Here is a 26,656-nt window from a genome sequence, read left to right as displayed (position 1 = left end):
AGGTGATGACGTGTCAGGAAGAGTGCTGCGATCTGTCTGTACGGCGGCGCTGGCCACCGCGACCCTCCTCGTCGCGGTGCCCTTCCCCGCGTACGCCGCCCCGGAGCCTCCGCTCCCGCCCGTACCGTCGGCACCGAGCGCTTCGACTCCGGCGGCTGCCACCCTCGGCGCGCCGCCCGCCACCGTCTCCGGGCTGCTCGGCCGGCTCCAGCTCCTCTACCGGCAGACCGAGCAGGCCACCGAGGCGTACAACGCCACCGAGGTCGAGCTGATCCGGCAGCGCGTCGAGGCCAGGAAGCTGGCGGCCGATCTCACCCGGGCGCAGGCCGCGCTGGAGCGGAGCCGGGGGGACGCGGGACTGCTGGCGCGCCGGCAGTACCAGGGGCAGTCCGACCTCTCCGACTACCTGCGGCTGTTCCTCTCCCCCGACGCCTCGCACATCCTGGACGACGGCCATCTGCTGGAGCGGGTGGCGCGTTCCCGGGCCCGCACGATGCGGGGGCTGACGGCCGGCGAGCAGCGCGCCGACGCCCTCGCGAGCGCGTCCCGTACGGCACTCGACCGGCAGCGGCAGCTCGTCGCGCGGCAGAAGAAGCAGCGCGACACGGTCGGTTCGCGGCTTCGCGAGGTCGAGAAGCTGCTCGCCTCCCTCAGCGGTACGGATATCGCCTCGATCGCCGCGCTGGAGAAGTCCGGTACGGAGCGGGCCCAGCGCGAGCTGATCGGCTCCGGCGCCCTCGGGGACACCGTCGGCGCGGCCGGGGCCCCAGGGGCGCCGGGTGCCCCCGCCGGGTCGCGCGGCACGCCGTCCGCTGCGGGCGGCCGGGCGGTGGAGTTCGCCGCCGGGCAGATCGGCAAGCCGTACGAGTGGGGCGCGGAGGGGCCCGGTTCGTACGACTGCTCGGGGCTCACCTCACAGGCCTGGGCGCACGCCGGGCTCGCCATCCCCCGTACCAGCCAGGAGCAGTGGCGCGACCTGCCCCGGATCCCGCTGCGCGAGCTGCGCCCCGGCGACCTGGTGATCTACTTCCCGGAGGCCACGCATGTCGCGATCTACCTGGGCGACGGCATGGTGATCCAGGCGCCGCGCCCCGGGGCGTACGTCAAGGTCTCCCCCATCGCGGCCAATCCCCTGCTGGGCGCCGTTCGCCCGGACCCCGGCGCTGCCGCCCTGGCCCCGGCGGCCTATGTCCCGCCCCTTCTGCCGGAGGGCGCGATGGAGGGGTCCGACGTGGGATTCGGGGAGAGTTGAGGGACGGGAAGAGCTGAGGGACGGGGAGAGTTGAAGGCCGGGGAGAGTTGAGGGCCGGGCGAGCTGATCAGCATGGTTGTGCCGGGGGCCGGTGGCCCGCGTGGAAGGCCTGGGGTGGGGCTCCCATCACGTCGTGGAAGTCGGCCGTCATGTGGGACTGGTCGTAGTAGCCGGATTCGGTGGCCAGTTGGGCCCAGTGTCGCCGGCCGGGGCGTCGGGCGAGCACGCTGCGGACCCGTTCGATGCGCGCCAGGTGCTTGGGCGAGAGGCCGACGCCGTCGGTGAAGAGGGTGCGCAGGTGGCGTTCGCTGACGCCCAGTCGCTCCGCGAGGGCCGGTACGCGTTCGGGGCGCTGGTGGGCCCGGGTGGTCAGGGCCTGGGTCGCCGTGTGGAGGAGGTCGCTCCGTAACAGGTCGGCGGGTGTGCGGGTGGTGAGGCGGGCCAGCAGTTCCGCCTCCAGGTGTTCCAGGACGAGCGCGGGGTCGGGTCCGAGGTGGGCCAGTTCGTGGGCCAGGCGGTCGGCGGACCCGCCCCACAGTTCGCCGAGCGGGACGACCCGGTCGGCGAGTTCGCCGACGGGCACGCCGAGGAGCGGCCGGGCGCGGCCGGGGCGGATACGGACCTTGAGGCAGAACGGCACGTCCTTGCCGGTGCGGTACGAGGCGCGGGTGCGTGGCCCCATGACCAGCAGGTCGCTGCGCCCGGCGGCGGTCGTGCGGAACACCAGCGCGGTCGCGGTGTCCGGCAGGTGGGTGAAGGGCCGCTGCCCGAATCCGGCGACGGTCAGGACGCTGATGTCGGCGATCCACGGCCGCAGGGCTGCCGACGGAGTCGGTGCGCTCTGGTTGGTGACGGTCACCGCCCCACGGTAGTCGGCCCGGAGTGCGCGCCCCAGGCCGTAGGAGTGCCGAAACTTCCTAGAGGCCGCGGCGGCGCGCCGGCAGCGTGGCCGACATGATTCTGGTTACGGGTGCCACCGGCACCATCGGCAGTGAAGTGGTCCGGCTTCTGGCGGAGCGGGGTGAGCCGGTCCGCGCGCTGACCCGGGAACCGGCCCGGGCGGGCGTGCCGTACGGCGTCGAGGTGGTACGGGGCGACTTCGGCGACCCGGCGTCGCTGGAACGGGCGGCGGCCGGGGCCACGGCGCTCTTCCTGCTGAGTGCGCCAGGGCCTTCGGTGTCGCTCCACGACCGGGCCATGCTCGCCGCGGCGCGAGCGGCGGGCGTCGGCAGGGTGGTGAAGGTGTCGGCCATCGGGACGGGTGAGGCCGACCAGGCCGCGGTGGGGTCCTGGCATCTCCCGGGGGAGGAGGCCGTGCGGGCGAGCGGTATGGCGTGGACGCTGCTGCGGCCGTCGAGCTTCGCCTCGAACGCCTTGGTGTGGGCCCGTCCGGTGCGTACGGGAGAGCCGGTCCCGAACATGACGGGGACCGGTGCCGTGGGCGTCGTCGACCCCCGTGATGTGGCGGCGGTCGCGGTCGAGGCCCTTGTCTCGGCGGGGCATGACGGCCACGCCTATACCCTGACCGGCCCCGAGTCGCTGAGCGTCCCGGAGCAGACCGCGCGGCTCGGCCGGGTCCTCGGACGGGCGGTCGGGACCGTGGACGTACCTCCCGATGTGGCACGGGCGCAGCTGCTCGGCTCCGGAATGGACGCCTCCTTCGTCGAGGTCGTCATCGACGGCAACGCGTTCATCCGGTCGGGACGGAGCGCCGTCCTGACCGGTGAGGTGGAAGGCGTCCTGGGGCGCCCACCGCGCGCCTTCGAGACCTGGGTGTACGACCACCGGGATGCCTTCAGCACCTGACCGGTGGGGCGGCGGGCCCGGTCGCCGTCAGGCAGCGGCGGCCTCGGCCAGGTACGCGGCCGTCTTCTCCGGGTCGTAGAAGTAGTTCTCGAAGTCCGACGGGTCGTCGAAGCCGTTCGCGAACCGGTCCGCGACCGGCTGGAGCTGCCCCGCCGCGCCGATCAGGCCGAGGACGTGCTCCGGCGGCTCGCCCAGCATCGCGTTGGTCCACTTGGTGACGTGTCGCGCCACCTCCCAGTAGCGGTCGAACGCCGTGCGCATCCACGCCTCGTCGAAGGGCCGGTCGCCGTGTTCCACGATCGAGTCGAGGTACGAGGCGGCGCACTTGGCGGCCGAGTTGGAGCCCTGCCCGGTGATCGGGTCGTTGGCGACGACGACGTCCGCGACGCCGAGGACGAGCCCGCCGCTCGGCAGCCGGCCGACCGGGTTGCGTACGGTCGGCGCGTACCGTCCGGCGAGGGTGCCGCCGGCGTCCGTCAGCTCGACCTTCGTGGCGCGCGCGTACTCCCAGGGGACGTAGCGCTCCATCAGCTCCAGCGTGAGCGAGAGGTGTTCCGCCGGGTCCTTGACGCCCCGGAAGACGTCGAGCGGGCCGCCGGGGATCCCCTCCCAGAAGAGGATGTCCGCGCGGCCCGAGGTGGTGAGGGTCGGCATCACGAGGAGTTCGCCGACGCCCGGCACCAGGTTGCAGCGGACCGCGTCGAACGCGGGGTGCTCGGGGCGCGGCCCGAGCCCGTGGACGTAACTGACCGCCAGCGCGCGCTGCGGGGCGTCGTGCGGCGAGCGGGCCGCGTCGCGGCCGAACATCGAGACGAGTTCGCCCTTGCCCGCCGAGATCAGGACCAGGTCGTACGTACGGGAGAAGTAGTCCAGGTCGGAGACCGCGGCGCCGTGGATCACCAACTGGCCGCCGCGTTGCGCGAAGGTGTCCAGCCAGCCGGCCATCTTGACGCGCTGGTCGACGGATTGGGCGTAGCCGTCCAGCGTGCCGACCCAGTCGATGGGGCGCGAGGCGTCGGGGGCCGCGACGGAGACGCCGAGGCCCTCGATGCGAGGCGCGTGCGACTCCCAGAAGTTGAGCTGGAGGTCGCGTTCGTGCTGGAGGGCGGTGTCGAACATGGCCTGGGTGGACATGATCCGGCCGGACCGTATCTCGTCCGCCGTACGGTTGGACATCAGGGTGACCTCGTACCCCCGTGACTGGAGTCCGAGGGCGAGCTGGAGCCCGGACTGACCGGCTCCGACGACGAGTATCTTCCGCATGGGCGGTTCTGTCTCCGTTGCGTGCGAGCGTGCGTGGTGCGGCGGCGCGTGGTGCGGCGGCCCGGAGGCCTGGCCGGCGCCGGCCGGCACTACTCGGGAGAGAACTCCAGGGCATGGCGTACCAGCGCGAGCAGCGAGTCGACGGCCGTGCTCCGGTCCCGCGCGTCCATGATCAGTACAGGGATGCCCGGCGGAATCGTCAAGGCGTCCCGCACATCGTCCGGGTCGAACGCGTCGGTGCCGTCGAAGTGGTTGACGGCCACGACGTACGGCAGCCCGCAGCTCTCGAAGTAGTCCAGCGCCGGGAAGCAGTCGGGGAGGCGGCGGGTGTCGGCCAGCACGATGGCACCGATCGCACCGCGCACCAGGTCGTCCCACATGAACCAGAAGCGCTGCTGGCCGGGCGTGCCGAAGAGGTAGAGGACGAGGTCGTCGTCGAGGGTGATGCGCCCGTAGTCCATCGCCACGGTGGTGGTGAGCTTGTCGGGCGTCGCGCTGAGGTCGTCGATGCCGGCGCTGGCCTCGGTCATCAGCGCCTCGGTCTGGAGCGGGGCGATCTCCGAGACGGCGCTGACGAAGGTCGTCTTGCCGACGCCGAAGCCGCCCGCGATCACGATCTTGGTGGAGATCGGTGCGCGGGTACGGTCCAACTGCCAGGCCTGGACCTTCTCCTCGGGCTCGGGCTCGGGCTCCGCCTCGGGCTCCGGCTCCCGTACGGGGTCGAGCACGGTCTCCCGTACGGGATCGGGCCCGGTTTCCCGTACGGGCGCCGGTGCGGCCTCCGGTACGGAAGCGCGCCCGGAGGCGGCGGTGACGTCCGAAGCTTCGGAGACGTCAGAGACGGCGGAGTCCACTCAGCACCCTTTCCAGCAGCGTATGGTCCGGTTGGCCGGTGCCGTGACCGGTTCCGTACACACGGATCTTTCCCTGATCGGCCAGGTCACTGAGGAGCACCCGGACCACGCCCAGCGGCATCTTGAGCAGCGCCGAGACCTCGGCGACGGTACGCATCCGCCGGCACAGCTCGACGATGGCGAGCATCTCCGGCATGACGCGGGACGGGGCCCCACCGTCCGTCAGTTCCCTGCGGACCTCGCCCGGTTCGAGCGCGGCGACGAAGGTCTCCACCAGCAGGACGTGCCCGGAGCGGGTCCGTCCGCCGGTCAGCGAGTACGGGCGTACGCGGGAGGGCCTGCGGTCCGCCCCGCGCACGGGCAGCCGGGGCGCTCCATCGGCGGCCGGGGTCATCCGGTGCCCTCCACCGAGGCGCGCAGTTCGTCCCTCAGCTCCGGGGTCAGCCTGTGTCCGGCCCGGCCGACGAAGAGGGCCATGTGGTAGGCGACGACGCTCATGTCGCAGTCCGGGGTGGCGTGTACGCCGAGCAGCGAGCCGTCGCTGATGGCCATGACGAAGACGCTGCCCTCCTCCATGGCGATCATGGTCTGCTTGACCCCGCCGCCGTCCATCAGCTTGGCGGCACCGAGGGTGAGGCTGCCGATGCCCGAGACGATGGTGGCGAGGTCGGCGCTGGAGCCGCGCGGGCCTTCTCCGCGTTCGGTGGGGGCGGTGGCCGCCTCGGCGGTTCTGCCGGGGTCGGAGGAGAGCAGCAGCAGTCCGTCGGACGAGACGACGGCGACCGCGTGGACGCCAGGCACCTCCTCGACGAGGTTGCTCAAGAGCCAGTGCAGATTACGCGCTTCGTTGCTCAGCCCGAATGTGCCTGTGTCTGTGCCTGCGCCGGTCGCAGTCAACTGCGTGCCTCCTTGACTGTCTCCCCCGTGGTCTCTCCGGTGTCCAGCTCTGGGGTCCGCTCCGAGGGCGGGGTCTGCTCCGGTGGTTCCACCGCGGCACCCGGTTCCGCCGCGGCACCCGGTTCCGCCTCGGCTCCCAGCTCCGCCTCGACATCGCGGCGGCCCTCCATCACGCCCTGCTGGAAGCCGCCGAGCCTGCGCCGCAGGGCTTCCGCGTCGACGCTGCCGGTGCGCGCGGCGGGCGCGGCGGCGGGCTTGACGATGCAGGGGGTGCGCTTGGGGAGCCCCTTGCCGGTGCGGGGTTCGGCGCCGCCTTCAGCGGCGGGGCCGGTGGTGTCGGCGGCCGTTCCGGCCGGGTGCTGTGGTTGGGGCTGGGGCTGCGCGGGCTGCTGCTGGGGCAGCCGCATCAGGAAGGTGTCCTGGTCGACGCCGGTGGTCCGCGATGCGTCGTCGGGGACGCGCTCGTGGCGGTCGGGGCCGATGCCGTACGGGGCTGCGGGTTCGGTCGGGGCGGGTTCGGCGGGGGCGGGCTCCGTCCGCGCGGGCGCCTGAGCCGCGGCCCGCTCGTCCTCGGCGCGCTTCGCCTCCTCCGCCCGGCGGATCGCCGCCTCGGCCGCGACCACCAGGGGATCGCGCTCCCCGTCCTGGTCCCGGCCCCGGCCCGTACGGGTCGGCAGGGCGGGGGCGTCCGCCTCGGCCGGTACGGCGTCGGGGGCGGCGGCCGACGGTACGGCGGCGGGCTGGACCATGACCGGCGGTACGGGGGCGGGCGGCACGGCCGGGAGCAGCGACTTCGGCAGGACGACGATCGCCGCGACCCCGCCCTGCTGGTGCTCCCGCAGCTCGACCTGTACGCCGTAGCGCGCCGCGAGCAGCGCGGCGACGCGCAGACCCAGGCCCTCGTTCTCGGCGCCGTTCCCGCCGCCCTGCGCCGGGCGCGGCGGCTCTCCGGGGGTCTCCGGGTCCGCGAGGCGCTCGTTGAGCTCGGCGAGCCGGTCCACGGACATCCCGATGCCCTGGTCCTGCACGGAGAGCATCACCTCGCCGCTCTCCAGCATCCAGCCGGAGAGCCGCACCTCGGTCTCGGGCGGCGAGAACGACGCGGCGTTCTCCAGCAGCTCCGCGACGAGGTGGCTCAGGTCGTCCGCGGCGAAGCCGGCCACCTGGGTGTGCGAGGGCAGTTCCTGGATGATGACGCGCTCGTACCGCTCGATCTCGCTGACCGCCGCGCGCAGCACGTCCACGAGCGGGACGGGCCCGGTGGAGCCGTGGCCGTGGTCGTGGCCGGCGAGCACGAGCAGGTTCTCGCTGTGGCGGCGCATGACGGTCGCCAGGTGGTCGAGCTTGAAGAGGGTCGCGAGACGTTCGGGGTCCTGCTCGCGGTCCTCCAGGCCCTCGATGACGCCGAGCTGACGCTCCACCAGGCCGAGCGTGCGCAGCGACAGGTTGACGAAGGTGTGGTGGACGGTGTGGCGCAGCCGCTGGAGCTGGGCGGCGAGTTCGGCCGTACGGTCCTGGAGTTCGGCGCGCTGCTCGGCGACCTTCTCGCGGGCGCCGAGCAGGTCGCTGCGGTCGCTGTCGAGCCGGTCGGCGCGGCCCGCGAGGTCGACCAGCTTGCCGTGCAGGGCGTTGACGGACCGTACGACCTGCGCGAACTCGTCGTTGCGGCCGGTGAAGCGGATCGGATCCTCGGTGGCGGGCGCGGAGGAGAGCCGGGCGGCGCCGATCCGTACGACCGCGAGCGGCCTGGTGAGCGTACGGGCGACGGCGGTGGAGACGCCGACCGCGATGATCAGGCAGCCGCCGAGGAGGGCGAGCTGGAGTTCCAGGCCGGTGACATCGTCGTCACGGAGCTGTTCGAGGCGCTCGATCTGGGCGGCGCCGAGGCTCGACTCGACGCCGCGCATCTGGTCGATCCTGGCGGAGAGCGCGGACTCGACCTCGTCCTGGTCGGCCTTGCGGTCGGCCGCGGAGAGTTCGGGCCGGTCGGTGAGGCGGGTCAGGTAGCTCTCGGCCGTCTTGACGTCGGGCCCGGTGACGGTGGAGGTGAGGGATTCGCGCGCCGCGGTGTCGGCGCTCTGGTCGAAGTCGGCCAGCGCGCCGAGTTCGCGGACGCGTGACTTCTGGGCGTCGGCGCTGAGTTCGTCGCGTACCTGGTCGTTCTTCTTGTTGCTCGCGTCGGCCGAGGACTCGACGGGCAGCCCGGTGACCGGGTCGTACTGGGGGGCCGAGGTGGTGGGGCCCGGCACGGCGAGCGCGGCCAGCAGCAGCCCGCGGGTGGCGGAGGCCTGCTCGACGGCGCGGCCGAGCGCGCCGGGGGCGCGGGTGCCGTCGGCGGCCTCGGGCGGGGTGTTCTCCGCCAGCTCGTCGGCGAGGGCCTGGAGTTTGGCGATGACCTCGGAGTACGCGCGGTACGCCTCCATCGCCGAGCCCTTGCCCGTGAGGGCGGCGCGCCGGATGGAGGGGACGGTGGAGAGGTCGCGCAGCAGTCCGGGGGAGGCCGAGGCGGCGGCGTGGATCTCGTCGATCTGGCGGTCGACCCGGGCGCTGCGCGTCTCGGAGATCGTGTACTTGGCCTTCTCCGGGTCCGTACCGCCCGGCTGCGTGTCGCGGCCGGCCGCGATGTAGACGATGACCTCGTCGCGTTCGTCCGCGAGGGAGTGGCCGAGGGTGACGGCCTGCTGGTTCAGCTCGGCGAGGGTGACCAGGTTCTGGGCGTCCTTGAGCTCGGCGGACGCGCTCAGTACGGCGGGGGTGCCGGCCACGACGACCGTGACGCCCACGAAGGCGACCCCGGCGACGAGCCGGTTGCGTACCCGCACCCGGCGTCCTTCCGGAGGCTTCCCGCCTCCTGCGCCGGTGGCCGCGGTGGCCTCACCGGGCGTGCCGGTACCGGTAGGGGTCACAGCGCTGGTGGCCGTGCCGGTGGCCGTGACACTGTTGCCCCGAGGCCGCTTCTTCTGCACCGGTGCTCGCATTCTTGACTCGTCCGCCCATGAAGCAGAGGTGACGGCCGGTCCGGTCTGACAACGCGGTAACCCCACCCCCACCCCTGGTTTGGCTTTCGGCTGTCGACCATTCCAGCGCTCCGAGGAGGAAGGCGCGCATCGGCCGCTCCGCCACCTGGACGAGTGAACATCACGAGGAGGGGGCGAACAACTCTTCCCTGTCGGGCGGCTGCTGGAACGTGGCGTGCCAGGTGGACCTTCCGGGCGGGCTTTGGCAAGATGCCCGCCCGCAGCTCGCCGGGGCCGCCCGTACGGCCGGTCGGGCCGGCTCGATCCGCTCCTCCGGCGCTCCCGGCCGCGCTGATTCTGACCGAATCACAGCGGTTGACCTGGCGTGACGGGGAGGCCGACATGACGTGTGGAGCATGTGAAGGAACCCTGCGGGTGATGCGAGGAGTCAGGCAGACTGGAGCGCATGCGCGTCGAACAGGCCACCTCCCCCGGTCGCACCGCCCGCCCCAATGAGGACTGGGCAGGCGTGGTGCTGCCCGCGGCGGGCGAGGGCGGGGCTCTGGTGATGCTGGACGGGGTGACGCCGCCCACCGGCGAGGACGGTTGTGTGCACGGCGTGCCGTGGTTCACGTCCAGGCTGGGCGGGGCGCTCACGGAACTGTCCGGTTCGCGACGGGATATGACGCTGGCACAGGTTCTCGCCGCGTCGATCGGCCGCACGGCGGACGCTCACCGCGACACCTGTGACCTTTCTCACCCGCGTACTCCGCAGGCCACGGTCGTCCTGGCGCGCTGGGGCCGGGACGCCGTCGAACATCTCGTACTCTCCGACTCCACGCTGCTGCTGGAGGCCCCTGACGGGGCGGTACGGGCGGTGCTGGACGACCGCCTCGACCGGGTCCCGCGCGAGGTGCTGCGCTCGGTCGCCGCGACGGACGCCCTGCGCAACGCGGAGGGCGGCTTCTTCACGGCGGCGGCGGACCCGTCGGTCGCGGAGCGCGCCGTGACGGGCCGCACCCCGGCGGCGGAGGTACGGTCCCTGCTCGCCCTGACGGACGGGGCGACCCGGTGGGTGGAGGTGTTCCGGGAGGGCGGCTGGGCGGACTGTCTGGCGCTGGTGCGCAAGAGCGGTCCGCAGGAGCTGATCGACCGGGTGCGGGCGGCGGAGTCGGCGGATCCGGACGGTACGGCGTTCCGCAGGGGGAAGACGAGCGACGACGCGACGGTGACATACGTGGAGCTGTGAGACGGCGCCTGCCTGCCCCTGCTTCCAGTGGCTCATGGCGCCTCAGATCCCGGCGGTCAGCTCTCGGCGGTCAGCTCCCCGGCGGTCAGCTCTCGGCGGTGGCGTTGAGCTGGCGCAGCAGCCGGGCCAGTTCGGCGATCTCGGCACGGTCCCAGCCGGCGAGCTGCTGTACGTACCGCTCCCGGCGCGCTCCCCGGACCCGGCGGAAGCGGTTCCCGCCCTCGTCGGTGATCCTGATGAGCCAGGCGCGCCCGTCGGCGGGATCGGGCTCGCGGCTCACCAGACCCAGTTCCTCCAGGGCGCGCAACTGGCGGCTCATGGTGGCCTTGCCGACGCCGAAGTACGTGGCGAGTTCGGTGGCGCGCTGGGGGCCGCCGAACTCCAGACGTACAAGCAGCCCATAAGCCGCCGGTTCCAGTTCCGGATGGACTTCGCGCGCCATTTCCCCGGAGTTGGCGCGGGCGCGGCGCAAAAAGACCGCCAGTTCCCGTTCCAGGGCGAGGAATTCCTGGTCCACACCACTCGTCACCGCGGGGTCCGGTTCCGGTTCCGTACCGCTTCCGTGCACGTCAGCAGCCATCGCGCGCTTTTCCGCTCCTGAAAGTTTCTTTCGCCGGCGGCCATTGCCGCAGCTTGTTCAGTATTTCAGGGGTTTATACCAACGGCACCGGCGTGGCACCCTTCCGCCGTCCCGGTCTACGTGCGTAGCTTCAATACTGACATGTTCACTCCACTGACATGTCGCCAGGTCATGATCTCCCCCCACCGAGGTCTTCGGAGGCACACCCATGCCCGTCCCCAGATCCCGCGCCCCAGGCCGCTCCAGGGTCGCCGCGGCCACCGCCCTCCTCTCCGCTCTCGCCCTGCTCCTCGCTCTCCCCGGTGCGGCGAGCGCGGCCCCCCACCCGGCGGGCCCGCCGGCGCCCCTCCCCCCGCGCGGCTCGGCCCACATGGGCATGGGCGTCCTCGCGCACGACGGCCAGGGCCGGTTGCCCCAGGGCGGCCGTGCCGCCCAGACGGAGGGTGTCGACGTCTCCAGTCACCAGGGGAACGTCGACTGGCCGGCTCTGTGGAGCAGCGGGGTGAAGTGGGCCTACGTCAAGGCCACCGAGGGGAACTACTACAAGAACACCTCCTTCACCCAGCAGTACAACGGCTCGTACAACGTCGGCATGATCCGCGGCACGTACCACTTCGGTACGCCCAACGACTCCAGCGGCGCCAACCAGGCCAACTACTTCGTCGACGGCGGGGGCGGCTGGTCGCCCGACGGCCGGACGCTGCCGGGCGTGCTCGACATCGAGTGGAACCCGTACGGGGCGACCTGCTACGGCAAGACGGCGTCGCAGATGGTCGACTGGATCCGCGACTTCGTGAACACCTACCGGGCGCGCACCGGCCGGGACGCCGTGATCTACACGGCGACGAGCTGGTGGAAGACGTGCACGGGCAACTACGCGGGCTTCGGCACCACCAACCCGCTGTGGATCGCCCGGTACGACTCGACCGTCGGCGAGCTGCCCGCGGGCTGGGGGTTCCAGACGATCTGGCAGTACACGTCGACGGGGCCGATCGTGGGCGACCACAACCGGTTCAACGGGGCCCTGGACCGGGTACAGGCGCTGGCCAACGGCTGACGCCCCGCACACATGAGGCTGCCCGGCCCCCCTCCGCCGAGGGGCCGGGCAGTCCGGTGACGCCGTGGTGCGATCAGGCCGCCGCGGGGACCCGTACGGGCTGCTCCGCGGGGGCGAGCGCCAGCTCCAGGACCTGGCGGACATCCGTCACCGGGTGAACCTCCAGCTTGTCGAGGATCTCGGCCGGGACATCGTCCAGGTCGGCCTCGTTCCGCTTGGGGATCACGACCGTCGTGATGCCCGCGCGGTGGGCGGCCAGCAGCTTCTGCTTGAGGCCACCGATGGGCAGGACACGGCCCGTCAGCGAGACCTCGCCGGTCATGGCCACATCCGTACGGACCTGACGGCCGCTCAGCAGCGAGGCCAGCGCCGTCGTCATCGTGATGCCCGCGCTCGGGCCGTCCTTCGGCACCGCGCCCGCCGGGAAGTGGATGTGCACACCCCGGTCCTTCAGATCGGCCACCGGCAGCTCCAGCTCCGCGCCGCGCGAGCGCAGGAAGGAGAGCGCGATCTGCGCCGACTCCTTCATCACGTCCCCGAGCTGTCCGGTCAGGGTCAGCCCCGAACCGCCCGTCTCGGGATCGGCGAGCGACGCCTCCACGAAGAGGACGTCGCCGCCCGCGCCCGTGACCGCGAGGCCGGTCGCCACACCCGTGACCGCCGTACGGCGCTCCGCCGGGTCCTGCGCCGACTCCGGTACGTGGTGCGGACGCCCGATCAGCCCGCGCAGGTCGTCGGCGCCGAGGGTGAACGGCAGCTCCCGGTCGCCGAGTTCGTGTTCGGCCGCGACCTTGCGGAGCAGCCGGGCGATGGAGCGCTCCAGGTTCCGTACGCCCGCCTCGCGGGTGTACTCGCCCGCCAGCCTGCGCAGCGCGCCGTCCTCCAGGGTGACCTCGCCGGGCTCCAGGCCCGCGCGCTCCAACTGCCGGGGCAGCAGGTGGTCCCGGGCGATGACGACCTTCTCGTCCTCCGTGTAGCCGTCGAGCCGCACCAGCTCCATGCGGTCGAGCAGCGCCTCGGGGATGGCCTCCAGGACGTTGGCCGTGGCGAGGAAGACCACGTCGGAGAGGTCGAGTTCGACCTCCAGGTAGTGGTCGCGGAAGGTGTGGTTCTGCGCGGGGTCGAGGACTTCGAGCAGCGCCGCGGCGGGGTCGCCGCGGAAGTCGGAGCCGACCTTGTCGATCTCGTCCAGCAGGACGACCGGGTTCATCGAACCGGCCTCCTTGATCGCCCGGACGATACGGCCGGGCAGCGCGCCGACGTACGTACGCCGGTGGCCGCGGATCTCCGCCTCGTCCCGTACACCGCCGAGCGCGACCCGGACGAACTTCCGCCCCATGGCGTGCGCGACGCTCTCGCCCAGCGAGGTCTTGCCGACCCCGGGCGGGCCGACGAGGGCCAGGACGGCGCCGCCGCGCCGGCCGCCGACGACCCCGAGACCGCGGTCCGCGCGGCGCTTGCGGACGGCCAGGTACTCGGTGATGCGCTCCTTCACGTCCTCCAGGCCGGCGTGTTCGGCGTCCAGGACGGACTGGGCGCCCTTGATGTCGTAGCTGTCCTCGGTCCGCTCGTTCCACGGCAGTTCCAGGACGGTGTCGAGCCAGGTGCGGATCCAGGAGCCCTCGGGGCTCTGGTCGGAGGAGCGCTCCAGCTTCTCGACCTCCTTGAGCGCGGCCTCCCGTACCTTCTCGGGGAGGTCGGCGGCCTCGACGCGCGTCCGGTAGTCGTCGGACTCGTCCTCGCCATCGTCGCCGTTCAGCCCGCGCAGCTCCTTGCGCACGGCGTCGAGCTGACGCCGCAGCAGGAACTCGCGCTGCTGCTTGTCGACGCCCTCCTGGACGTCCTTGGCGATGGACTCGGCGACGTCCTGCTCCGCGAGGTGCTCACGGAGCTGTTGGGTGGCGAGCTTCAGCCGGGCGACCGGGTCGGTGGTCTCCAGCAGGGCGACCTTCTGGGCGGTGGAGAGGAACGGCGAGTAGCCGGAGTTGTCGGCGAGCGCCGACACGTCGTCGATCTGCTGCACCCGGTCGACGACCTGCCAGGCCCCGCGCTTCTTCAGCCAGTCGGTGGCCAGCGCCTTGTACTCGGTGACCAGTTCGGCCACGGCGCCGGGCAGCGGCTCGGGCGCGCTCTCGTCGACGCCGACCCCCTCCACCCAGAGCGCGGCACCGGGCCCGCTCGTACCGGCCCCGATCCGCACCCGGCCACGGCCGCGGATCAGCGCACCGGGATCCCCGTCGGAGAGCCGGCCGACCTGCTCGACGGTCCCGAGCACACCGGTCCCGGCGTAACTCCCGTCGATACGCGGCACGAGCAGCACCCGGGGCTTGCCGCCGCCCCCGCCACTCTCACCGTCACCGTCACCGTCACGGACAGCCGCCTGCGCGGCCTCCACTGCGGCACGGACCTCGGCATCGGACAGATCGAGCGGCACGACCATGCCGGGCAGCACGACCTCGTCGTCGAGCGGCAGTACGGGAAGCGTGAGCGGTGCGGACGTGGAAGCCATGGTCTCCCCTTCGGCGTGAACAGAGCAGGTAAGGCAGGTGTGGCAGGTAAGGCGGTAACAGCAGATGAGTCGGTGAGATGAGGTGAGGTGATGAGGTGAGCCAGATCAAGCAAGTTGAGCTATACCGACTCAATGCTTATGAGCCTGGGATTGTTCCCCCGCCCTTGTTCGCTCTGAGCGATCGCCCTGTCCCTGTCCCGTGACACCGGGGAACGCAGAGACGTGCAAGCTCGTCTGCACAGCGACAGCGCCTATCCGTACGGCTGCATTCCCCGGGGCACCGTGATCCCCGGCGCGGGCCCGTGAACCGATCCGGGCGCTGTCGGCGATAGAGGGGCGTGAGACTGTTCCGCCCCATGGGGGGAGATCGCGACGACGCCGCGCTGTTGCGTGCCGTCGCGAGAGGTGACGCGGCGGGGGCCGAGGCGCTGGCCGAGTTGTACGACCGGCATTCCGGCTGGTTGCTCGCTCGGCTGGGGCGGCGGTGTGCCGATCCCGAGACCGTGCGGGAGGTTCTTCAGGACACCTTCGTGACCGTATGGCGCTCGGCCGGGACGCATCGCGGTGGTGAGGCCGGCGGCTGGTTGTGGGTGATCGCGGCGCGGCGGCTGGTCGACGCGGTGCGGGTGCGCTCGCGGGCGGAGCGCGCCGCGTACGGGCGGCCCGGGTACGAGCCGCCGGCCGTCGCGCCCTCTGCCGAGGAACGTGTTCTGGCCGGCCTTGAGTACGGCGATGTAGGCGCGGCCCTCGACCGGATCTCCCCCGAGTTGCGCGACGTGCTGCGGGCGACGGTCGTCGACGGGCTCACCACCCGTGAGACCGCGCGGCTCCTCGACATACCGGAGGGCACGGTCAAGACCCGCGCGATGCGGGCGCGCAAGGAACTGCGTGCCGCGCTGGAGCGCATCGCGCCGCTGGGAGGCACCGTATGAGGGACAGGGCAGCCCGGACGGCCGGGGCGTGGCACGTGGACGAGGCGCTGGCCGCCCGGTACGCGGCGGACTCGGCCCCGGAGCCCGACGCCTGGTCGCTGGAGAAGCACATCGAGACGTGCGGCACGTGCGCCGTCCGGGTGTCCGCGGCGGTACGGGGGACCGCCGCGGGCACCGTACTCGCCGACGTACGGGGAGCGGTGCTGGCCGCTGTGGCGCCACCGCCACCGCCCCCGGACGTCGGCCGGGCGCCCGCGATCGGCTTCACCGCGCGCGTCCTGTGGGCGGCGGGGCCCGCGCTGCGCGGGTCCTGGCTGGCGGCGCTGGTGCTGGTCGTGGCGGGGGCCGTCGGGCTGGCGTACGCCACCGGCTTCGCGGGCGCGCGCCCGCTGCTGCTGGCGCTGGCGCCGGTGCTGCCGCCCGCGGGGGTCGCCGTGTCGTACGGGAGGTACGCGGACCCGATGCACGAGATCGGCGCGGCCACCCCGGGCGGCGGGCTGCGGCTGCTGCTGGCCAGGACCGCCGCCGTGCTCGCCGTGAGCCTGCCGCTGCTGACGCTGGCCGGGGCGCTGCTGCCGGACGCCGCGCTCGGTACACCGGGCGCGGCGGCCTGGCTGCTGCCGGGGCTGACGCTGACGCTGGCCGCGCTGGCGCTCGGCTCGTACGTGGGGTGCCGCGCGGCGGCCTGTGCGGTGGGCGCGCTCTGGGTGCTGGCCCTGGCCGTACCGCTGCTGACCACGGGATCCGCCGGGGCGGTCGGGGTGTCGCCGACGGCGCTGACCGGACCGGCCACGCCGGCCGAGCTGTCCGGGCATCTGGCCCGGTTCCTGTCCGGGGCGGCGGCGCAGGGCCTCTGGGGCGCGGGGGCGGCGGGGTGCGCGGTGTTGCTGGTGGCGCGGCGGCGCTCGTTCGACCGGCCCTCTTTCGGGGGCGGGGGATTCGCCCGATGAACGTACGTGAGGGAAAGCGTGTGGGAAAGAGAGAGACCTACGTGACAGCGGTGGCGGTACACGGGTTGACGGTCAGGCATCGCAAGAAGGTCGCGCTCGACACCGTCGATCTCGGCTTCGGCGGTGGTGTGCACGGCCTGCTCGGCCCGAACGGGGCGGGCAAGACCTCCCTGATCCGGGTGCTGGCGACGGTCGCCGCGCCGGCCGGGGGCCGGGTGGAGCTGCTGGGCCGTGATGTCGCGGAGCACCGGGACCGCGCGGCGATAAGGCGGCGGCTCGGCTACCTGCCGCAGGAGTTCGGCTACTACCCGGGGTTCACGGTGCGCGAGTTCGTCGCGTACGTGGCGTGGCTCAAGGAGATGGACGCGGCGCGCGTGCCGGAGGCGGTGGAGCGGGCGGTCGAGCGGGTGGGGCTCGCGGACCGGATCGACGCGAAGGTGCGGACGCTGTCGGGGGGCATGGTGCGGCGGGTCGGCATCGCGCAGGCGATCGTCAACGAGCCGGATCTGCTGCTGCTCGACGAGCCGACGGCCGGTCTGGATCCGGAGCAGCGCGTCGAGTTCAGAGCGCTGCTCCGGGAGGTGGGCACCACTTCCACGGTGATCGTCTCGACGCACCTCGTGGAGGATGTCGCGGCGGCCTGTACGGAGGTGACGCTCCTGGAGGCGGGCCGGGTGGCGTTCCGCGGGACGACCGCGGAGCTGACGGCGCTGGGCGGGAACGCCGGAAACGCCGGGAACGGTGCGGCCGAGTTCGGTGACAACCCGATCGAACGCGGGTACACGGCGGCGCTGCGGTCCCATCGGGCGACGGGCGCGGTACGGGGCCCGGCCACGGCGGGCCCGGCGTCGACCGTCCGCGCCGTCGCGGAGGGGGCCGAATGAGCGCCGCCGGATCCGCCGGGGCCTCCTCGGTCGAGACGGCCGTACCGTCGCGTCGTACGGCCGGCTCCCCCGCGCCCGCCCCGTCCCCGCCCCCGCGCCGGCGGCCCCGCCGCGTCCTGGGGACGGAGCTGCGCCGCGGCCTCGGGCCCTGGTCCGCGGTCGCCGTGGTCGTGGTCTGCGGGGTGACGATGTACAGCAAGGCGCCCCAGTGGCAGGGCCGCTGGACCGGGACCACCGATCTGCTGCGCGTCATGCTGCTGCTCTGCGGGCCGCTCGCCGTCGCCGTCGGCTGCTGGCAGGGCGGGCGGGAGCGGCGGCGCTCCACCGGGGATCTGCTCGCCTCGCTCCCCCGCGCCCCGCTGCGCCGGGCGCTGCTCGCCGTGGCGCCCGCCGCGCTGTGGCCGCCCGCCGGATATCTCGTCGCCGCGGCGGGGTGCGCTCTGGCGACCTGGCCGTACGCCGGCGCAGGGCGGCCGTTCCTGTCGCAGACCGCCGCCGACGCCGTGGCCCTGGGGGCGCTCGGGGTGCTCGGGTTCGTGGCCGGCCGGCTGGTCCGGTGGCGGCTGGCGGCGCCGCTGCTGGCCGCCGTCACCTATGTGGGGCTCGGCATCTCCGCGTACATGGATTCCCCGGTCCGCTGGCTCGGCCCCGCCTACCGGCACGCGGATCCGTGGGACCGGCCGGTGTGGTGGTTCGGGCCCGCCTCGATGGTGTGGACGGCCGGGCTCGCCGGGGCCGCGCTGCTCGCGCTCGCCGCCCGGCGCCGTATCTCCGCGCTGCTGCCGCTCACGGCCGCCTGCGCCGCCGCCGTGGTGCTGACGCAGACCGGCGAGGGGCTGTGGCGCCCCGACCCGGCGGCGGCCCGGCTGGTCTGCGACGACGGCACCCCGCGGGTGTGTGTCACCGCCGTCGACCGGAAGCTGCTGCCGTCGGTGTCGGCCGCGCTCACCGACCTCAACGCCAAGCTGCGCGGCGTCCCCGGCGCGCCGGACCGCTGGGTCGACGGGCCCCGTGCGCCGAGCCCCGGCAGGAATCAGGGGGCCTGGGAGGCGCAGCTTCCCAACCCCTTCGAGCTCTCCGAGCGCGGAACGTTCTCCGATCCGGCGCTGTACGCCAACTGGGCCGCCGGGCATCTCTTCTTGCAGGGGTGCTCGGCCGAATACAACACCCCGGCCGCCCGGCGGGCCTCCGATGTCAACAGCGCCGTCACCCGGTGGCTCGCGCCGCGCCCCGGCGCCACGGTCCTGCCGCCCGAGGGCGAGGTTCATCTGCGGCGGCTCCACGCCATGGACCCGGTCGAGAGCCGCGCCTATCTCGCGCGCTATCTGGCCGCCGATCTCTGCCGGTTCGACGAGGTGCCCGTCCCGTGAATCTCTTCCTGCTCGGGCTGTACGCCCGGTCGCGCGCCCTGCCCGCCACCCTCGGCACACTCGCCGGGGTCGCGCTCACCGCCGCGTGGGCCGCGTGGTGGCTCCAGGCGCAACCGCGCTTCGACCATACCGCCCGGGTTCCGGTGGTGGTGCTCGCCCCGTTGCTCGTCTCGGCGGCCATCGGAACGGGCATGTACACGCACAGCGACGAGCTGGACCGTACGGCCGTACGCCCCTGGTGGCCCCGGCGGCTGGCCGTGCTCCTCGGTCTCACGGCGCTCGCCGCGGCGCTGCTCGCCCTCGGGGTGCCCGGGCACCCCGAGGCGTTCGGGGCGCCCGCGGCCGTACGGAACCTGCTCGGCGCCACCGGGATCACGGCGGGCGCCGCCGCGCTGCTGGGGGCGCGGCTGAGCTGGCTGCCGACGACGGCGTACCTGAGCACGGTCTACCTCGCGGCGCCCCGCGCGCACGGCGGCGCCGCCGCGCTGTGGGCCTGGCCGGTCCAGCCGGGGCCGCAGGCGGGGGCGTGGGCGGCGGCGGTCGTGGCGTACGGATGCGGCGCCGGTCTGTACGTGTGGCGCGGGGCCCGCCGGGAGGGCCGCTGACGGCGCAGGGGGCCCTGGCGGGCTCCGGCCAACGGCGGAAACCGGATTGTCCTGGTCCACCGCTCCCTACCAGGATGTTCCCAGCGTCCGTCAGCCGAGGGAGAAGCCGCCAGCATGTCCGTACCCGTATCCGTCCCGGATTCCGGTCCCGTCACGCTCGACCGTCGCGAGGGGCCGCATGGCGAGGTCGTTCTGCGGCGGCGGGGCGAGGAGCTGGAGATCATCGCCAACGGCTGCTTCCTGATGGACACGTCGGACGGCCGTTCGGAGCGGCTGCTCGTCGACGCCGCGTTCGCGGCCCTCTCCCCGGAGGCCCTCGCTCCGGCGGCGACCTCCGCGGACCCGCGTCCCTCCGTACTCATCGGCGGTCTCGGCGTCGGTTTCTCACTCGCGCACGCCGCCGCCGATCCGCGCTGGGGCGCCATCGCCGTCGTCGAGCGCGAGCAGGCCGTCATCGACTGGCACCGCGACGGCCCGCTTACGCGCATTTCGGGCGGAGCGTTCACCGATCCGCGCGTTGTGATCCATCACACCGATCTTGTGAAGTACGTACAAACGACCACGGAGCGTTACGACGCGCTCTGTCTGGACATCGACAACGGACCCGAGTGGACCGTCACCGAGGACAACGAGAACCTCTACTCCCCGGCCGGACTCGCCGCGTGCCACGGCCGGTTGAAACCGGGCGGTGTCCTCGCCGTATGGTCGGCGAACCCCTCTCCGAGATTCGGTGAAGCGTTGCGGAATGCCGGATTCACCGGGGTAAGGGATGAAGAGATCCAAGTTGCCCGGGGAGTACCCGACGTGGTCCATCTCGCTGTTCGCACTGCGTAGCCGGAACCCTCCCGCTGCCTCTACGCTGCTCCCCACACACGGATGTGCATACTTCATGCACAGATCGCGGATCAAGGAACGCGTACCAGGGGCGGGGCGATGGAGCAGACACACACCAGCCACAACGGGGTCGCGGCGACGCCCGGCGCCCAGCGGCGGGTCCTCGTCGTCGAGGACGACGCGACGATCGTCGACGCCATCGCCGCCCGGCTGCGGGCGGAGGGCTTTCTCGTACAGACGGCGGTGGACGGACCCGCGGCGGTGGACGCGGCGGAGGCATGGCAGCCGGACCTGATGGTCCTCGACATCATGCTGCCCGGCTTCGACGGTCTGGAGGTCTGCCGTCGCGTGCAGGCGCAGCGCCCGGTGCCGGTGCTGATGCTGACGGCGCGGGACGACGAGACCGACATGCTGGTCGGCCTGGGGGTCGGCGCTGACGACTACATGACCAAGCCGTTCTCCATGCGGGAGCTGGCGGCGCGGGTGCATGTGCTGCTGCGCCGGGTGGAGCGCGCGGCGCTCGCCGCGGTGACCCCGCGCAGCGGCATCCTGCGCCTCGGTGAGCTGGAGATCGACCACGCGCAGCGCCGGGTACGGGTGCGCGGCGACGACGTGCACCTGACGCCCACCGAGTTCGACCTGCTGGTCTGCCTGGCGAACACACCGCGCGCGGTGCTCTCCCGGGAGCAGTTGCTCGCCGAGGTGTGGGACTGGGCGGACGCCTCGGGCACCCGTACGGTCGACAGCCACATCAAGGCGCTGCGCCGGAAGATCGGCGCCGAGCGGATCCGTACCGTCCACGGTGTCGGCTACGCCCTGGAGACCCCGGCGCCATGACCCGGCCGGGGGACGCGGGAGGCCGGGGCGGTGACGGTTACGGCCCGCACGGGCGTGAGGGTTCCCGGAGTCCGCACGGGCGTGAGGGTTCCCGGAGTCCGCGCGGAGGTGAGGGTTCCCGGGAGCGCCGGGAGCCGCGGGAGCGGCGGCGGGTGTTCGGTGCGGCCGACCGGTCCCTGCCGCTCTTCTCGATCAAGTCCAAGCTGGTCACCCTGGTCGTCGTCTCCGTCCTGATCACCACCGGCCTGCTGATCGTGGCGTCGCGCACGGAGACCGAGCTGCGCTTCATCACGGTCTTCTCGATGATCGCGACGCTGCTGATCACCCAGTTCGTGGCGCACGGGCTGACCGCGCCGCTGGACGAGATGAACACCGTCGCCAAGGGGATCTCGCACGGCGACTACACGCGCCGGGTACGCGCCGACCGCCGGGACGAACTGGGGGATCTCGCCTCCACGATCAACCGGATGGCCGACGACCTGGAGGCCGAGGACCGGCACCGCAAGGAGCTGATCGCCAACGTCTCGCACGAGCTGCGCACGCCCATCGCGGCCCTGCGCGCGGTGCTGGAGAACGTGGTGGACGGGGTGTCCGCCGCCGATCCCGAGACGATGCTGACGGCGCTGCGGCAGACGGAGCGGCTGGGCCGGCTGACGGAGACGCTGCTCGACCTCTCCCGGCTGGACAACGGTGTCGTACCGCTGCGCGCGCGGCGCTTCGAGGTGTGGCCGTATCTGTCGGGCGTGCTCAAGGAGTCCAATCTGGCGTCCTCGCACCGCAGCCATGTCGCCGGTTCCGGGTCCGGGAACCACGCCCGTACGGACGTCCATCTGCATCTCGACGTCTCCCCGCCGGAGCTGACCGCGCACGCGGACGCGGAGCGGCTGCACCAGGTGGTCGCCAACCTCATCGACAACGCGGTCAAGCACAGCCCGCCGCACGGCCGGGTCACGGTGCGCGCCCGGCGCGGCACAGCGCCCGAGTCACTGGACCTGGAGATCCAGGACGAGGGGCCCGGCATCCCCGAGCAGGAGCGCCACAAGGTCTTCGAGCGCTTCAACCGGGGCACGGTCCCCTCCCCGCACGGACCCGGCAGCGACGGCGGTACGGGGCTCGGTCTGGCGATCGCGCGCTGGGCGGTGGATCTGCACGGCGGGCGGATCGGAGTGGCCGAATCCGCACGTGGCTGCCTGATACGGGTCACTCTGCCGGGGGCACCCCGGGCACACGCTTGACGTAGGGTTCGAGGGAAAGCGCATGATCTCCGGGTACGGAGTCGGGGACGAGCGGGCAACAGGGCCGTGGACCGGCCGTGGCTGGGGAGTGGCCGGTAAGTGATGTGTGCGGTCACATGCCCCTGGCACTGCGGAACCCGGCTTGTTTCCCGCCATTTCATACGCCGAAACCCGTCGTCGGATGTGACTTGCACGACGATGGCATGCCCGGCCTGCACCTCAGGGCCTGGTAGGCGTAGCCTTGATTCCCGCTGTCCATCACCTTGTGAAGCGGAAGAGGGCGGTTCACGCCGTGTCGTCTCAGTCCCCCAGTAACGCGAGCATCTCGACCGACGAAGCGGGCCAGGGCACCAACCCTGCGGCCGCCTTCGGAGCCAATGAGTGGCTTGTCGACGAGATCTACCAGCAGTACCTCCAGGATCCGAATTCGGTCGACCGTGCCTGGTGGGACTTCTTCGCCGACTACAAGCCAGGCACGCCCGGCGCGTCGGGCAGGTCCGAAGAGGCCACCACGGGAGCCCCGGTACCGGCCCCGCAGGCCGCGGCTCCGGCCGCCGCCGCGCCGGCCCAGGCGAAGGCAGCGCCCGCCGCACCGGCTCAGGCCGCTCCGGCTTCGGCGCCCGCTCCGGCAGCGGCTCCGGCTCCGGCGAAGCCCGCCGCGCAGGCCCAGCCCGCCGCCGTACCGCCCGCCCCCGCGAAGGCGGCCCCGGCACCGGCGGCAGCGAAGCCCGCCGCCGCGCCCGCGAAGGCGGCCCCGGCCAAGGCGGCGCCCGCCACCGAGGCGCCCGCGGGACCTGAGTACGTGACGCTGCGCGGCCCGTCGGCCGCGGTCGCGAAGAACATGAACGCCTCGCTGGAAGTGCCCACGGCCACCTCCGTGCGCGCCGTCCCGGTGAAGCTGCTCTTCGACAACCGCATCGTCATCAACAACCACCTGAAGCGTGCGCGGGGCGGCAAGATCTCCTTCACGCACCTCATCGGGTACGCGATGGTGCAGGCCATCAAGGCCATGCCGACGATGAACCACTCCTTCGCCGAGCGCGACGGCAAGCCGACACTGGTCAAGCCGGAGCACATCAACTTCGGTCTCGCCATCGACCTGGTGAAGCCCAACGGCGACCGCCAGCTCGTCGTCGCCGGCATCAAGAAGGCCGAGACGCTCAACTTCTTCGAGTTCTGGCAGGCGTACGAGGACATCGTCCGCCGTGCCCGCAGCAACAAGCTGACGATGGACGACTTCACCGGCGTCACCGTCTCGCTGACCAACCCGGGCGGCCTCGGTACGGTGCACTCCGTGCCGCGTCTGATGCCCGGCCAGTCGGTCATCATGGGCGTCGGTTCGATGGACTACCCGGCCGAGTTCCAGGGCACGTCGCAGGACACCCTGAACAAGCTGGGCATCTCCAAGGTCATGACGCTGACGTCGACGTACGACCACCGCGTCATCCAGGGCGCCGCCTCCGGCGAGTTCCTGCGGATCGTCAGCCAGCTCCTGCTCGGCGAGAACGACTTCTACGACGAGATCTTCCAGGCGCTGCGCATCCCGTACGAGCCGGTCCGCTGGCTCAAGGACATCGACGCCTCGCACGACGAGGACGTCACCAAGCCCGCCCGGGTCTTCGAGCTGATCCACTCCTACCGCGTCCGCGGCCATGTCATGGCCGACACGGACCCGCTGGACTACCTCCAGCGCAAGCACCCCGACCTCGACATCACCGAGCACGGGCTGACGCTGTGGGACCTGGAGCGCGAGTTCGCCGTCGGCGGCTTCGCGGGCAAGTCCATGATGAAGCTCCGCGACATCCTCGGCGTGCTGCGCGACTCGTACTGCCGCACCACCGGCATCGAGTTCATGCACATCCAGGACCCGAAGCAGCGCAAGTGGCTCCAGGACCGGATCGAGCGCGGCGCGCACTCCAAGCCGGAGCGCGAGGAGCAGCTGCGGATCCTGCGCCGGCTCAACGCGGCCGAGGCGTTCGAGACGTTCCTCCAGACGAAGTACGTCGGCCAGAAGCGGTTCTCGCTGGAGGGCGGCGAGTCCGTCATCCCGCTGCTCGACGCGATCATCGACTCGGCCGCCGAGTCCCGCCTCGACGAGGTCGTCATCGGCATGGCCCACCGCGGCCGGCTCAACGTCCTCGCGAACATCGTCGGCAAGTCGTACGCGCAGATCTTCCGCGAGTTCGAGGGCAACCTCGACCCGAAGTCGATGCACGGCTCCGGCGACGTCAAGTACCACCTGGGCGCCGAGGGCACCTTCACCGGTCTGGACGGCGAGCAGATCAAGGTCTCGCTGGCCGCGAACCCCTCGCACCTGGAGGCGGTCGACCCGATCCTGGAGGGCATCGCCCGCGCCAAGCAGGACATCATCAACAAGGCCGGTACGGACTTCACGGTCCTGCCGCTCGCGCTCCACGGCGACGCGGCCTTCGCGGGCCAGGGCGTCGTCGCCGAGACGCTCAACATGTCGCAGCTCCGCGGCTACCGCACCGGCGGCACGGTCCACGTCGTGATCAACAACCAGGTCGGCTTCACCGCCGCCCCGGAGTCCTCGCGCTCGTCCATGTACGCGACGGACGTGGCCCGCATGATCGAGGCGCCGATCATCCACGTGAACGGTGACGACCCGGAGGCCGTCGTCCGCGTCGGACGGCTCGCCTTCGAGTTCCGCCAGACGTTCAACAAGGACGTCGTCATCGACCTGATCTGCTACCGCCGCCGCGGCCACAACGAGGGCGACAACCCGCAGTTCACCAACCCGCAGATGGTCCGCCTGATCGACAAGAAGCGCTCGGTGCGCAAGCTCTACACCGAGTCGCTGATCGGGCGCGGCGACATCACGCTGGAAGAGGCGGAGCAGGCGCTCCAGGACTTCCAGGGCCAGTTGGAGAAGGTCTTCGCTGAGGTCCGCGAGGCCACCTCGCACGCCGGTCCCGTCCAGGTCCCGGACGCGCAGGCCGAGTTCCCGGTGGCCGTGGAGACGGCGGTCTCCCAGGAGGTCGTCAAGCGGATCGCCGAGTCGCAGGTCAACATCCCGGACACCGTCACCGTCCACCCGCGCCTGATGCCGCAGATGCAGCGCCGCGCGGCCTCGGTGGAGGACGGCACGATCGACTGGGGCATGGGCGAGACCCTGGCCATCGGCTCGCTGCTGATGGAGGGCACGCCGGTCCGCCTCTCGGGCCAGGACACCCGCCGCGGCACGTTCGGCCAGCGCCACGCGGTCCTCGTCGACCAGGGCACGGGCGAGGACTACACCCCGCTCCAGTACCTGACCGCCGAGCAGGCCCGCTACAACGTCTACGACTCGCTGCTCAGCGAGTACGCGGCGATGGGCTTCGAGTACGGCTACTCCCTGGCCAGGCCGGACGCGCTGGTCATGTGGGAGGCGCAGTTCGGTGACTTCGTCAACGGTGCGCAGACCATCGTGGACGAGTTCATCTCGTCGGCCGAGCAGAAGTGGGGCCAGACCTCCGGCGTCACCCTGCTGCTGCCGCACGGCTACGAGGGCCAGGGCCCGGACCACTCGTCCGCCCGCCCCGAGCGTCTGCTCCAGATGTGCGCGCAGAACAACATGACGATCGCCATGCCGACGCTGCCGTCGAACTACTTCCACCTGCTGCGCTGGCAGGTCCACAACCCGCACCACAAGCCGCTCGTCGTCTTCACCCCGAAGTCGATGCTGCGTCTGAAGGCGGCGGCGTCCACGGCGGAGGAGTTCACCACCGGCGGCTTCCGCCCGGTGATCGGCGACGGCAGCGTGGACCCGGACGCGGTCCGCAAGGTCGTCTTCTGCACCGGCAAGGTCTACTACGACCTGGACGCCGAACGGCAGAAGCGCGGCGTCACGGACACCGCGATCCTGCGCCTGGAGCGCCTGTACCCGCTGCCGGGTGCGGAACTCCAGGCCGAGATCGCCAAGTTCCCGAACGCCGAGAAGTACCTGTGGGCCCAGGAGGAGCCGGCGAACCAGGGTGCGTGGCCGTTCATCGCGCTCAACCTGATCGACCACCTCGACCTGGCGGTCGGCGCCGACATCCCGCACGGCGAGCGGCTGCGGCGCATCTCGCGCCCGCACTCCTCGTCCCCGGCGGTCGGCTCGGCCAAGCGCCACCAGGCGGAGCAGCAGCAGCTCGCCAGCGAGGTCTTCGACGCCTGACCCCTGACGCCTGTACGGAACGATTCGGAGGGCCCGGCCCCGCGGTGACGCGGGACCGGGCCCTCCGGCGTTGGCCGGTGGCGGCAGGGCGCGGGGGCCGCGCGGCAGACCGCGGGGCCCGTCCCGGATGGCTGGAAATGGGTTACTCCGGCGTGCGATGCCGCCGCCCCAAAACTGGTAGCGATCAGAAGCGATCGCAGATGTTGGCCAAGCGGAAAGAAAGAAGTGAGGATGCTGCACAACACCGGTATGTTGCACGGAGATTGCTATGATCCTCAGATTACTTCCGGACAAAATCTCACCCGGGAGTGGGACGTGATGCCTTGAGTCGGACGCGGCTCATGTGGGTTCGCGTGCGTGCTGCAGGCAGTAGGGGGATCCCCGTACCTGTCGATGGCTCCGTCTCTTCGCAGCAGCAGAAACCAG

Annotated in this window: 21 protein-coding genes; 13 read left to right on the top strand and 8 right to left on the bottom strand. The window is 72.2% G+C overall.

Annotation, left to right across the window (positions count from 1 at the left end):
- Positions 1–10 precede the first annotated feature (10 nt).
- Positions 11–1,252, top strand: a complete 1,242-nt coding sequence (locus tag ACIBJC_RS17220) for an NlpC/P60 family protein (RefSeq protein WP_399292806.1) — start codon at positions 11–13, stop codon at positions 1,250–1,252.
- A gap of 67 nt (positions 1,253–1,319) precedes the next feature.
- Here the strand turns inward: ACIBJC_RS17220 and ACIBJC_RS17215 are convergent, their stop codons facing one another.
- Positions 1,320–2,111 (bottom strand): helix-turn-helix domain-containing protein, encoded by a 792-nt coding sequence (locus ACIBJC_RS17215; RefSeq protein ID WP_399292804.1) that lies wholly within the window; start codon positions 2,109–2,111, stop codon positions 1,320–1,322.
- A gap of 95 nt (positions 2,112–2,206) precedes the next feature.
- Here ACIBJC_RS17215 and ACIBJC_RS17210 point away from each other — a divergent pair, with 95 nt between their 5' ends.
- Positions 2,207–3,058, top strand: coding sequence for an NAD(P)H-binding protein (locus ACIBJC_RS17210; RefSeq protein ID WP_399292802.1), 852 nt, complete (start codon positions 2,207–2,209; stop codon positions 3,056–3,058).
- 27 nt (positions 3,059–3,085) lie between these two features.
- Here ACIBJC_RS17210 and ACIBJC_RS17205 read toward each other — a convergent pair whose 3' ends face one another.
- From ACIBJC_RS17205 to ACIBJC_RS17185, 5 genes are all read right to left on the bottom strand, one after another.
- Complete coding sequence (locus ACIBJC_RS17205; protein ID WP_399292800.1) at positions 3,086–4,321, bottom strand: styrene monooxygenase/indole monooxygenase family protein; 1,236 nt, start codon at positions 4,319–4,321, stop codon at positions 3,086–3,088.
- Positions 4,322–4,410: 89 nt separating this feature from the next.
- Positions 4,411–5,049 carry a GTP-binding protein gene (locus tag ACIBJC_RS17200; protein WP_399293203.1) on the bottom strand — a complete coding sequence of 213 codons (639 nt, stop codon included), beginning with the start codon at positions 5,047–5,049 and terminating at the stop codon, positions 4,411–4,413.
- 106 nt (positions 5,050–5,155) lie between these two features.
- Positions 5,156–5,569 (bottom strand): DUF742 domain-containing protein, encoded by a 414-nt coding sequence (locus ACIBJC_RS17195; RefSeq protein WP_399292798.1) that lies wholly within the window; start codon positions 5,567–5,569, stop codon positions 5,156–5,158.
- Complete coding sequence (locus tag ACIBJC_RS17190) at positions 5,566–6,072, bottom strand: roadblock/LC7 domain-containing protein (protein ID WP_399292796.1); 507 nt, start codon at positions 6,070–6,072, stop codon at positions 5,566–5,568. Before ACIBJC_RS17190 ends, ACIBJC_RS17195 begins: the two co-directional genes overlap by 4 nt.
- On the bottom strand, positions 6,069–9,038 hold the full coding sequence (locus tag ACIBJC_RS17185; RefSeq protein WP_399293201.1) for a nitrate- and nitrite sensing domain-containing protein: 2,970 nt from the start codon (positions 9,036–9,038) through the stop codon (positions 6,069–6,071). Before ACIBJC_RS17185 ends, ACIBJC_RS17190 begins: the two co-directional genes overlap by 4 nt.
- 457 nt (positions 9,039–9,495) lie before the next feature.
- On the opposite strand from ACIBJC_RS17185, the gene ACIBJC_RS17180 reads away from it, so the two are divergent.
- Positions 9,496–10,278 carry a hypothetical protein gene (locus tag ACIBJC_RS17180; protein ID WP_399292794.1) on the top strand — a complete coding sequence of 261 codons (783 nt, stop codon included), beginning with the start codon at positions 9,496–9,498 and terminating at the stop codon, positions 10,276–10,278.
- 85 nt (positions 10,279–10,363) lie between these two features.
- Here ACIBJC_RS17180 and ACIBJC_RS17175 read toward each other — a convergent pair whose 3' ends face one another.
- Positions 10,364–10,858, bottom strand: a complete 495-nt coding sequence (locus ACIBJC_RS17175; protein ID WP_399292793.1) for a MarR family winged helix-turn-helix transcriptional regulator — start codon at positions 10,856–10,858, stop codon at positions 10,364–10,366.
- Between the two features lie 208 nt (positions 10,859–11,066).
- Here ACIBJC_RS17175 and ACIBJC_RS17170 point away from each other — a divergent pair, with 208 nt between their 5' ends.
- Positions 11,067–11,915: a lysozyme gene (locus tag ACIBJC_RS17170; RefSeq protein ID WP_399292791.1), complete on the top strand. Its 849-nt coding sequence runs from the start codon at positions 11,067–11,069 to the stop codon at positions 11,913–11,915.
- A 73-nt stretch (positions 11,916–11,988) separates the two neighbouring features.
- Here the strand turns inward: ACIBJC_RS17170 and lon are convergent, their stop codons facing one another.
- Positions 11,989–14,424 carry an endopeptidase La gene (gene lon, locus ACIBJC_RS17165; RefSeq protein ID WP_399292789.1) on the bottom strand — a complete coding sequence of 812 codons (2,436 nt, stop codon included), beginning with the start codon at positions 14,422–14,424 and terminating at the stop codon, positions 11,989–11,991.
- A 356-nt stretch (positions 14,425–14,780) separates the two neighbouring features.
- Here lon and ACIBJC_RS17160 point away from each other — a divergent pair, with 356 nt between their 5' ends.
- The 9 genes from ACIBJC_RS17160 to ACIBJC_RS17120 all read left to right on the top strand — a co-directional run bounded on the left by ACIBJC_RS17160 (position 14,781) and on the right by ACIBJC_RS17120 (position 26,230).
- Positions 14,781–15,356, top strand: coding sequence for an RNA polymerase sigma factor (locus ACIBJC_RS17160; protein ID WP_399292787.1), 576 nt, complete (start codon positions 14,781–14,783; stop codon positions 15,354–15,356).
- Positions 15,353–16,306 carry a zf-HC2 domain-containing protein gene (locus ACIBJC_RS17155; RefSeq protein WP_399292786.1) on the top strand — a complete coding sequence of 318 codons (954 nt, stop codon included), beginning with the start codon at positions 15,353–15,355 and terminating at the stop codon, positions 16,304–16,306. Before ACIBJC_RS17160 ends, ACIBJC_RS17155 begins: the two co-directional genes overlap by 4 nt.
- Entirely contained in the window at positions 16,303–17,190 is an 888-nt protein-coding gene (locus ACIBJC_RS17150; RefSeq protein WP_399292784.1) for an ABC transporter ATP-binding protein, read from the top strand. Before ACIBJC_RS17155 ends, ACIBJC_RS17150 begins: the two co-directional genes overlap by 4 nt.
- On the top strand, positions 17,187–18,560 hold the full coding sequence (locus tag ACIBJC_RS17145; protein WP_399292783.1) for a hypothetical protein: 1,374 nt from the start codon (positions 17,187–17,189) through the stop codon (positions 18,558–18,560). The genes ACIBJC_RS17150 and ACIBJC_RS17145 overlap by 4 nt, the downstream gene beginning before the upstream one ends.
- Positions 18,557–19,165, top strand: coding sequence for a hypothetical protein (locus ACIBJC_RS17140; RefSeq protein ID WP_399292781.1), 609 nt, complete (start codon positions 18,557–18,559; stop codon positions 19,163–19,165). The genes ACIBJC_RS17145 and ACIBJC_RS17140 overlap by 4 nt, the downstream gene beginning before the upstream one ends.
- Before the next feature lie 114 nt (positions 19,166–19,279).
- The gene (locus tag ACIBJC_RS17135; RefSeq protein WP_399292779.1) at positions 19,280–19,999 is read left to right on the top strand and encodes a spermidine synthase; all 720 of its coding nucleotides are present in this window, start codon (positions 19,280–19,282) and stop codon (positions 19,997–19,999) included.
- A 99-nt stretch (positions 20,000–20,098) separates the two neighbouring features.
- Positions 20,099–20,836, top strand: a complete 738-nt coding sequence (locus ACIBJC_RS17130; protein WP_329829404.1) for a response regulator transcription factor — start codon at positions 20,099–20,101, stop codon at positions 20,834–20,836.
- A 152-nt stretch (positions 20,837–20,988) separates the two neighbouring features.
- Positions 20,989–22,071, top strand: a complete 1,083-nt coding sequence (locus ACIBJC_RS17125; RefSeq protein WP_399292776.1) for an ATP-binding protein — start codon at positions 20,989–20,991, stop codon at positions 22,069–22,071.
- Positions 22,072–22,363: 292 nt separating this feature from the next.
- On the top strand, positions 22,364–26,230 hold the full coding sequence (locus ACIBJC_RS17120; protein ID WP_399292774.1) for a multifunctional oxoglutarate decarboxylase/oxoglutarate dehydrogenase thiamine pyrophosphate-binding subunit/dihydrolipoyllysine-residue succinyltransferase subunit: 3,867 nt from the start codon (positions 22,364–22,366) through the stop codon (positions 26,228–26,230).
- Positions 26,231–26,656 lie beyond the last annotated feature (426 nt).

The sequence above is a fragment of the Streptomyces sp. NPDC050509 genome, from assembly GCF_044457965.1.
In the GTDB taxonomy this organism is placed as follows: domain Bacteria; phylum Actinomycetota; class Actinomycetes; order Streptomycetales; family Streptomycetaceae; genus Streptomyces.
The sequence above is the reverse complement of the archived record's forward strand: the minus strand, read 5'-3'. Positions and strand labels throughout refer to the sequence as shown.

Bases quoted from the DNA above. Each gene is read 5' to 3' on its own strand.
- ACIBJC_RS17210 (WP_399292802.1), top strand. From the start codon at position 2,207: ATGATTCTGGTTACGGGTGCCACCGGCACCATCGGCAGTGAAGTGGTC.
- ACIBJC_RS17205 (WP_399292800.1), bottom strand. From the start codon at position 4,321: ATGCGGAAGATACTCGTCGTCGGAGCCGGTCAGTCCGGGCTCCAGCTC.
- ACIBJC_RS17195 (WP_399292798.1), bottom strand. From the start codon at position 5,569: ATGACCCCGGCCGCCGATGGAGCGCCCCGGCTGCCCGTGCGCGGGGCG.
- ACIBJC_RS17180 (WP_399292794.1), top strand. From the start codon at position 9,496: ATGCGCGTCGAACAGGCCACCTCCCCCGGTCGCACCGCCCGCCCCAAT.
- ACIBJC_RS17175 (WP_399292793.1), bottom strand. From the start codon at position 10,858: ATGGCTGCTGACGTGCACGGAAGCGGTACGGAACCGGAACCGGACCCC.
- ACIBJC_RS17170 (WP_399292791.1), top strand. From the start codon at position 11,067: ATGCCCGTCCCCAGATCCCGCGCCCCAGGCCGCTCCAGGGTCGCCGCG.
- lon (WP_399292789.1), bottom strand. From the start codon at position 14,424: ATGGCTTCCACGTCCGCACCGCTCACGCTTCCCGTACTGCCGCTCGAC.
- ACIBJC_RS17160 (WP_399292787.1), top strand. From the start codon at position 14,781: ATGGGGGGAGATCGCGACGACGCCGCGCTGTTGCGTGCCGTCGCGAGA.
- ACIBJC_RS17155 (WP_399292786.1), top strand. From the start codon at position 15,353: ATGAGGGACAGGGCAGCCCGGACGGCCGGGGCGTGGCACGTGGACGAG.
- ACIBJC_RS17150 (WP_399292784.1), top strand. From the start codon at position 16,303: ATGAACGTACGTGAGGGAAAGCGTGTGGGAAAGAGAGAGACCTACGTG.
- ACIBJC_RS17145 (WP_399292783.1), top strand. From the start codon at position 17,187: ATGAGCGCCGCCGGATCCGCCGGGGCCTCCTCGGTCGAGACGGCCGTA.
- ACIBJC_RS17135 (WP_399292779.1), top strand. From the start codon at position 19,280: ATGTCCGTACCCGTATCCGTCCCGGATTCCGGTCCCGTCACGCTCGAC.
- ACIBJC_RS17130 (WP_329829404.1), top strand. From the start codon at position 20,099: ATGGAGCAGACACACACCAGCCACAACGGGGTCGCGGCGACGCCCGGC.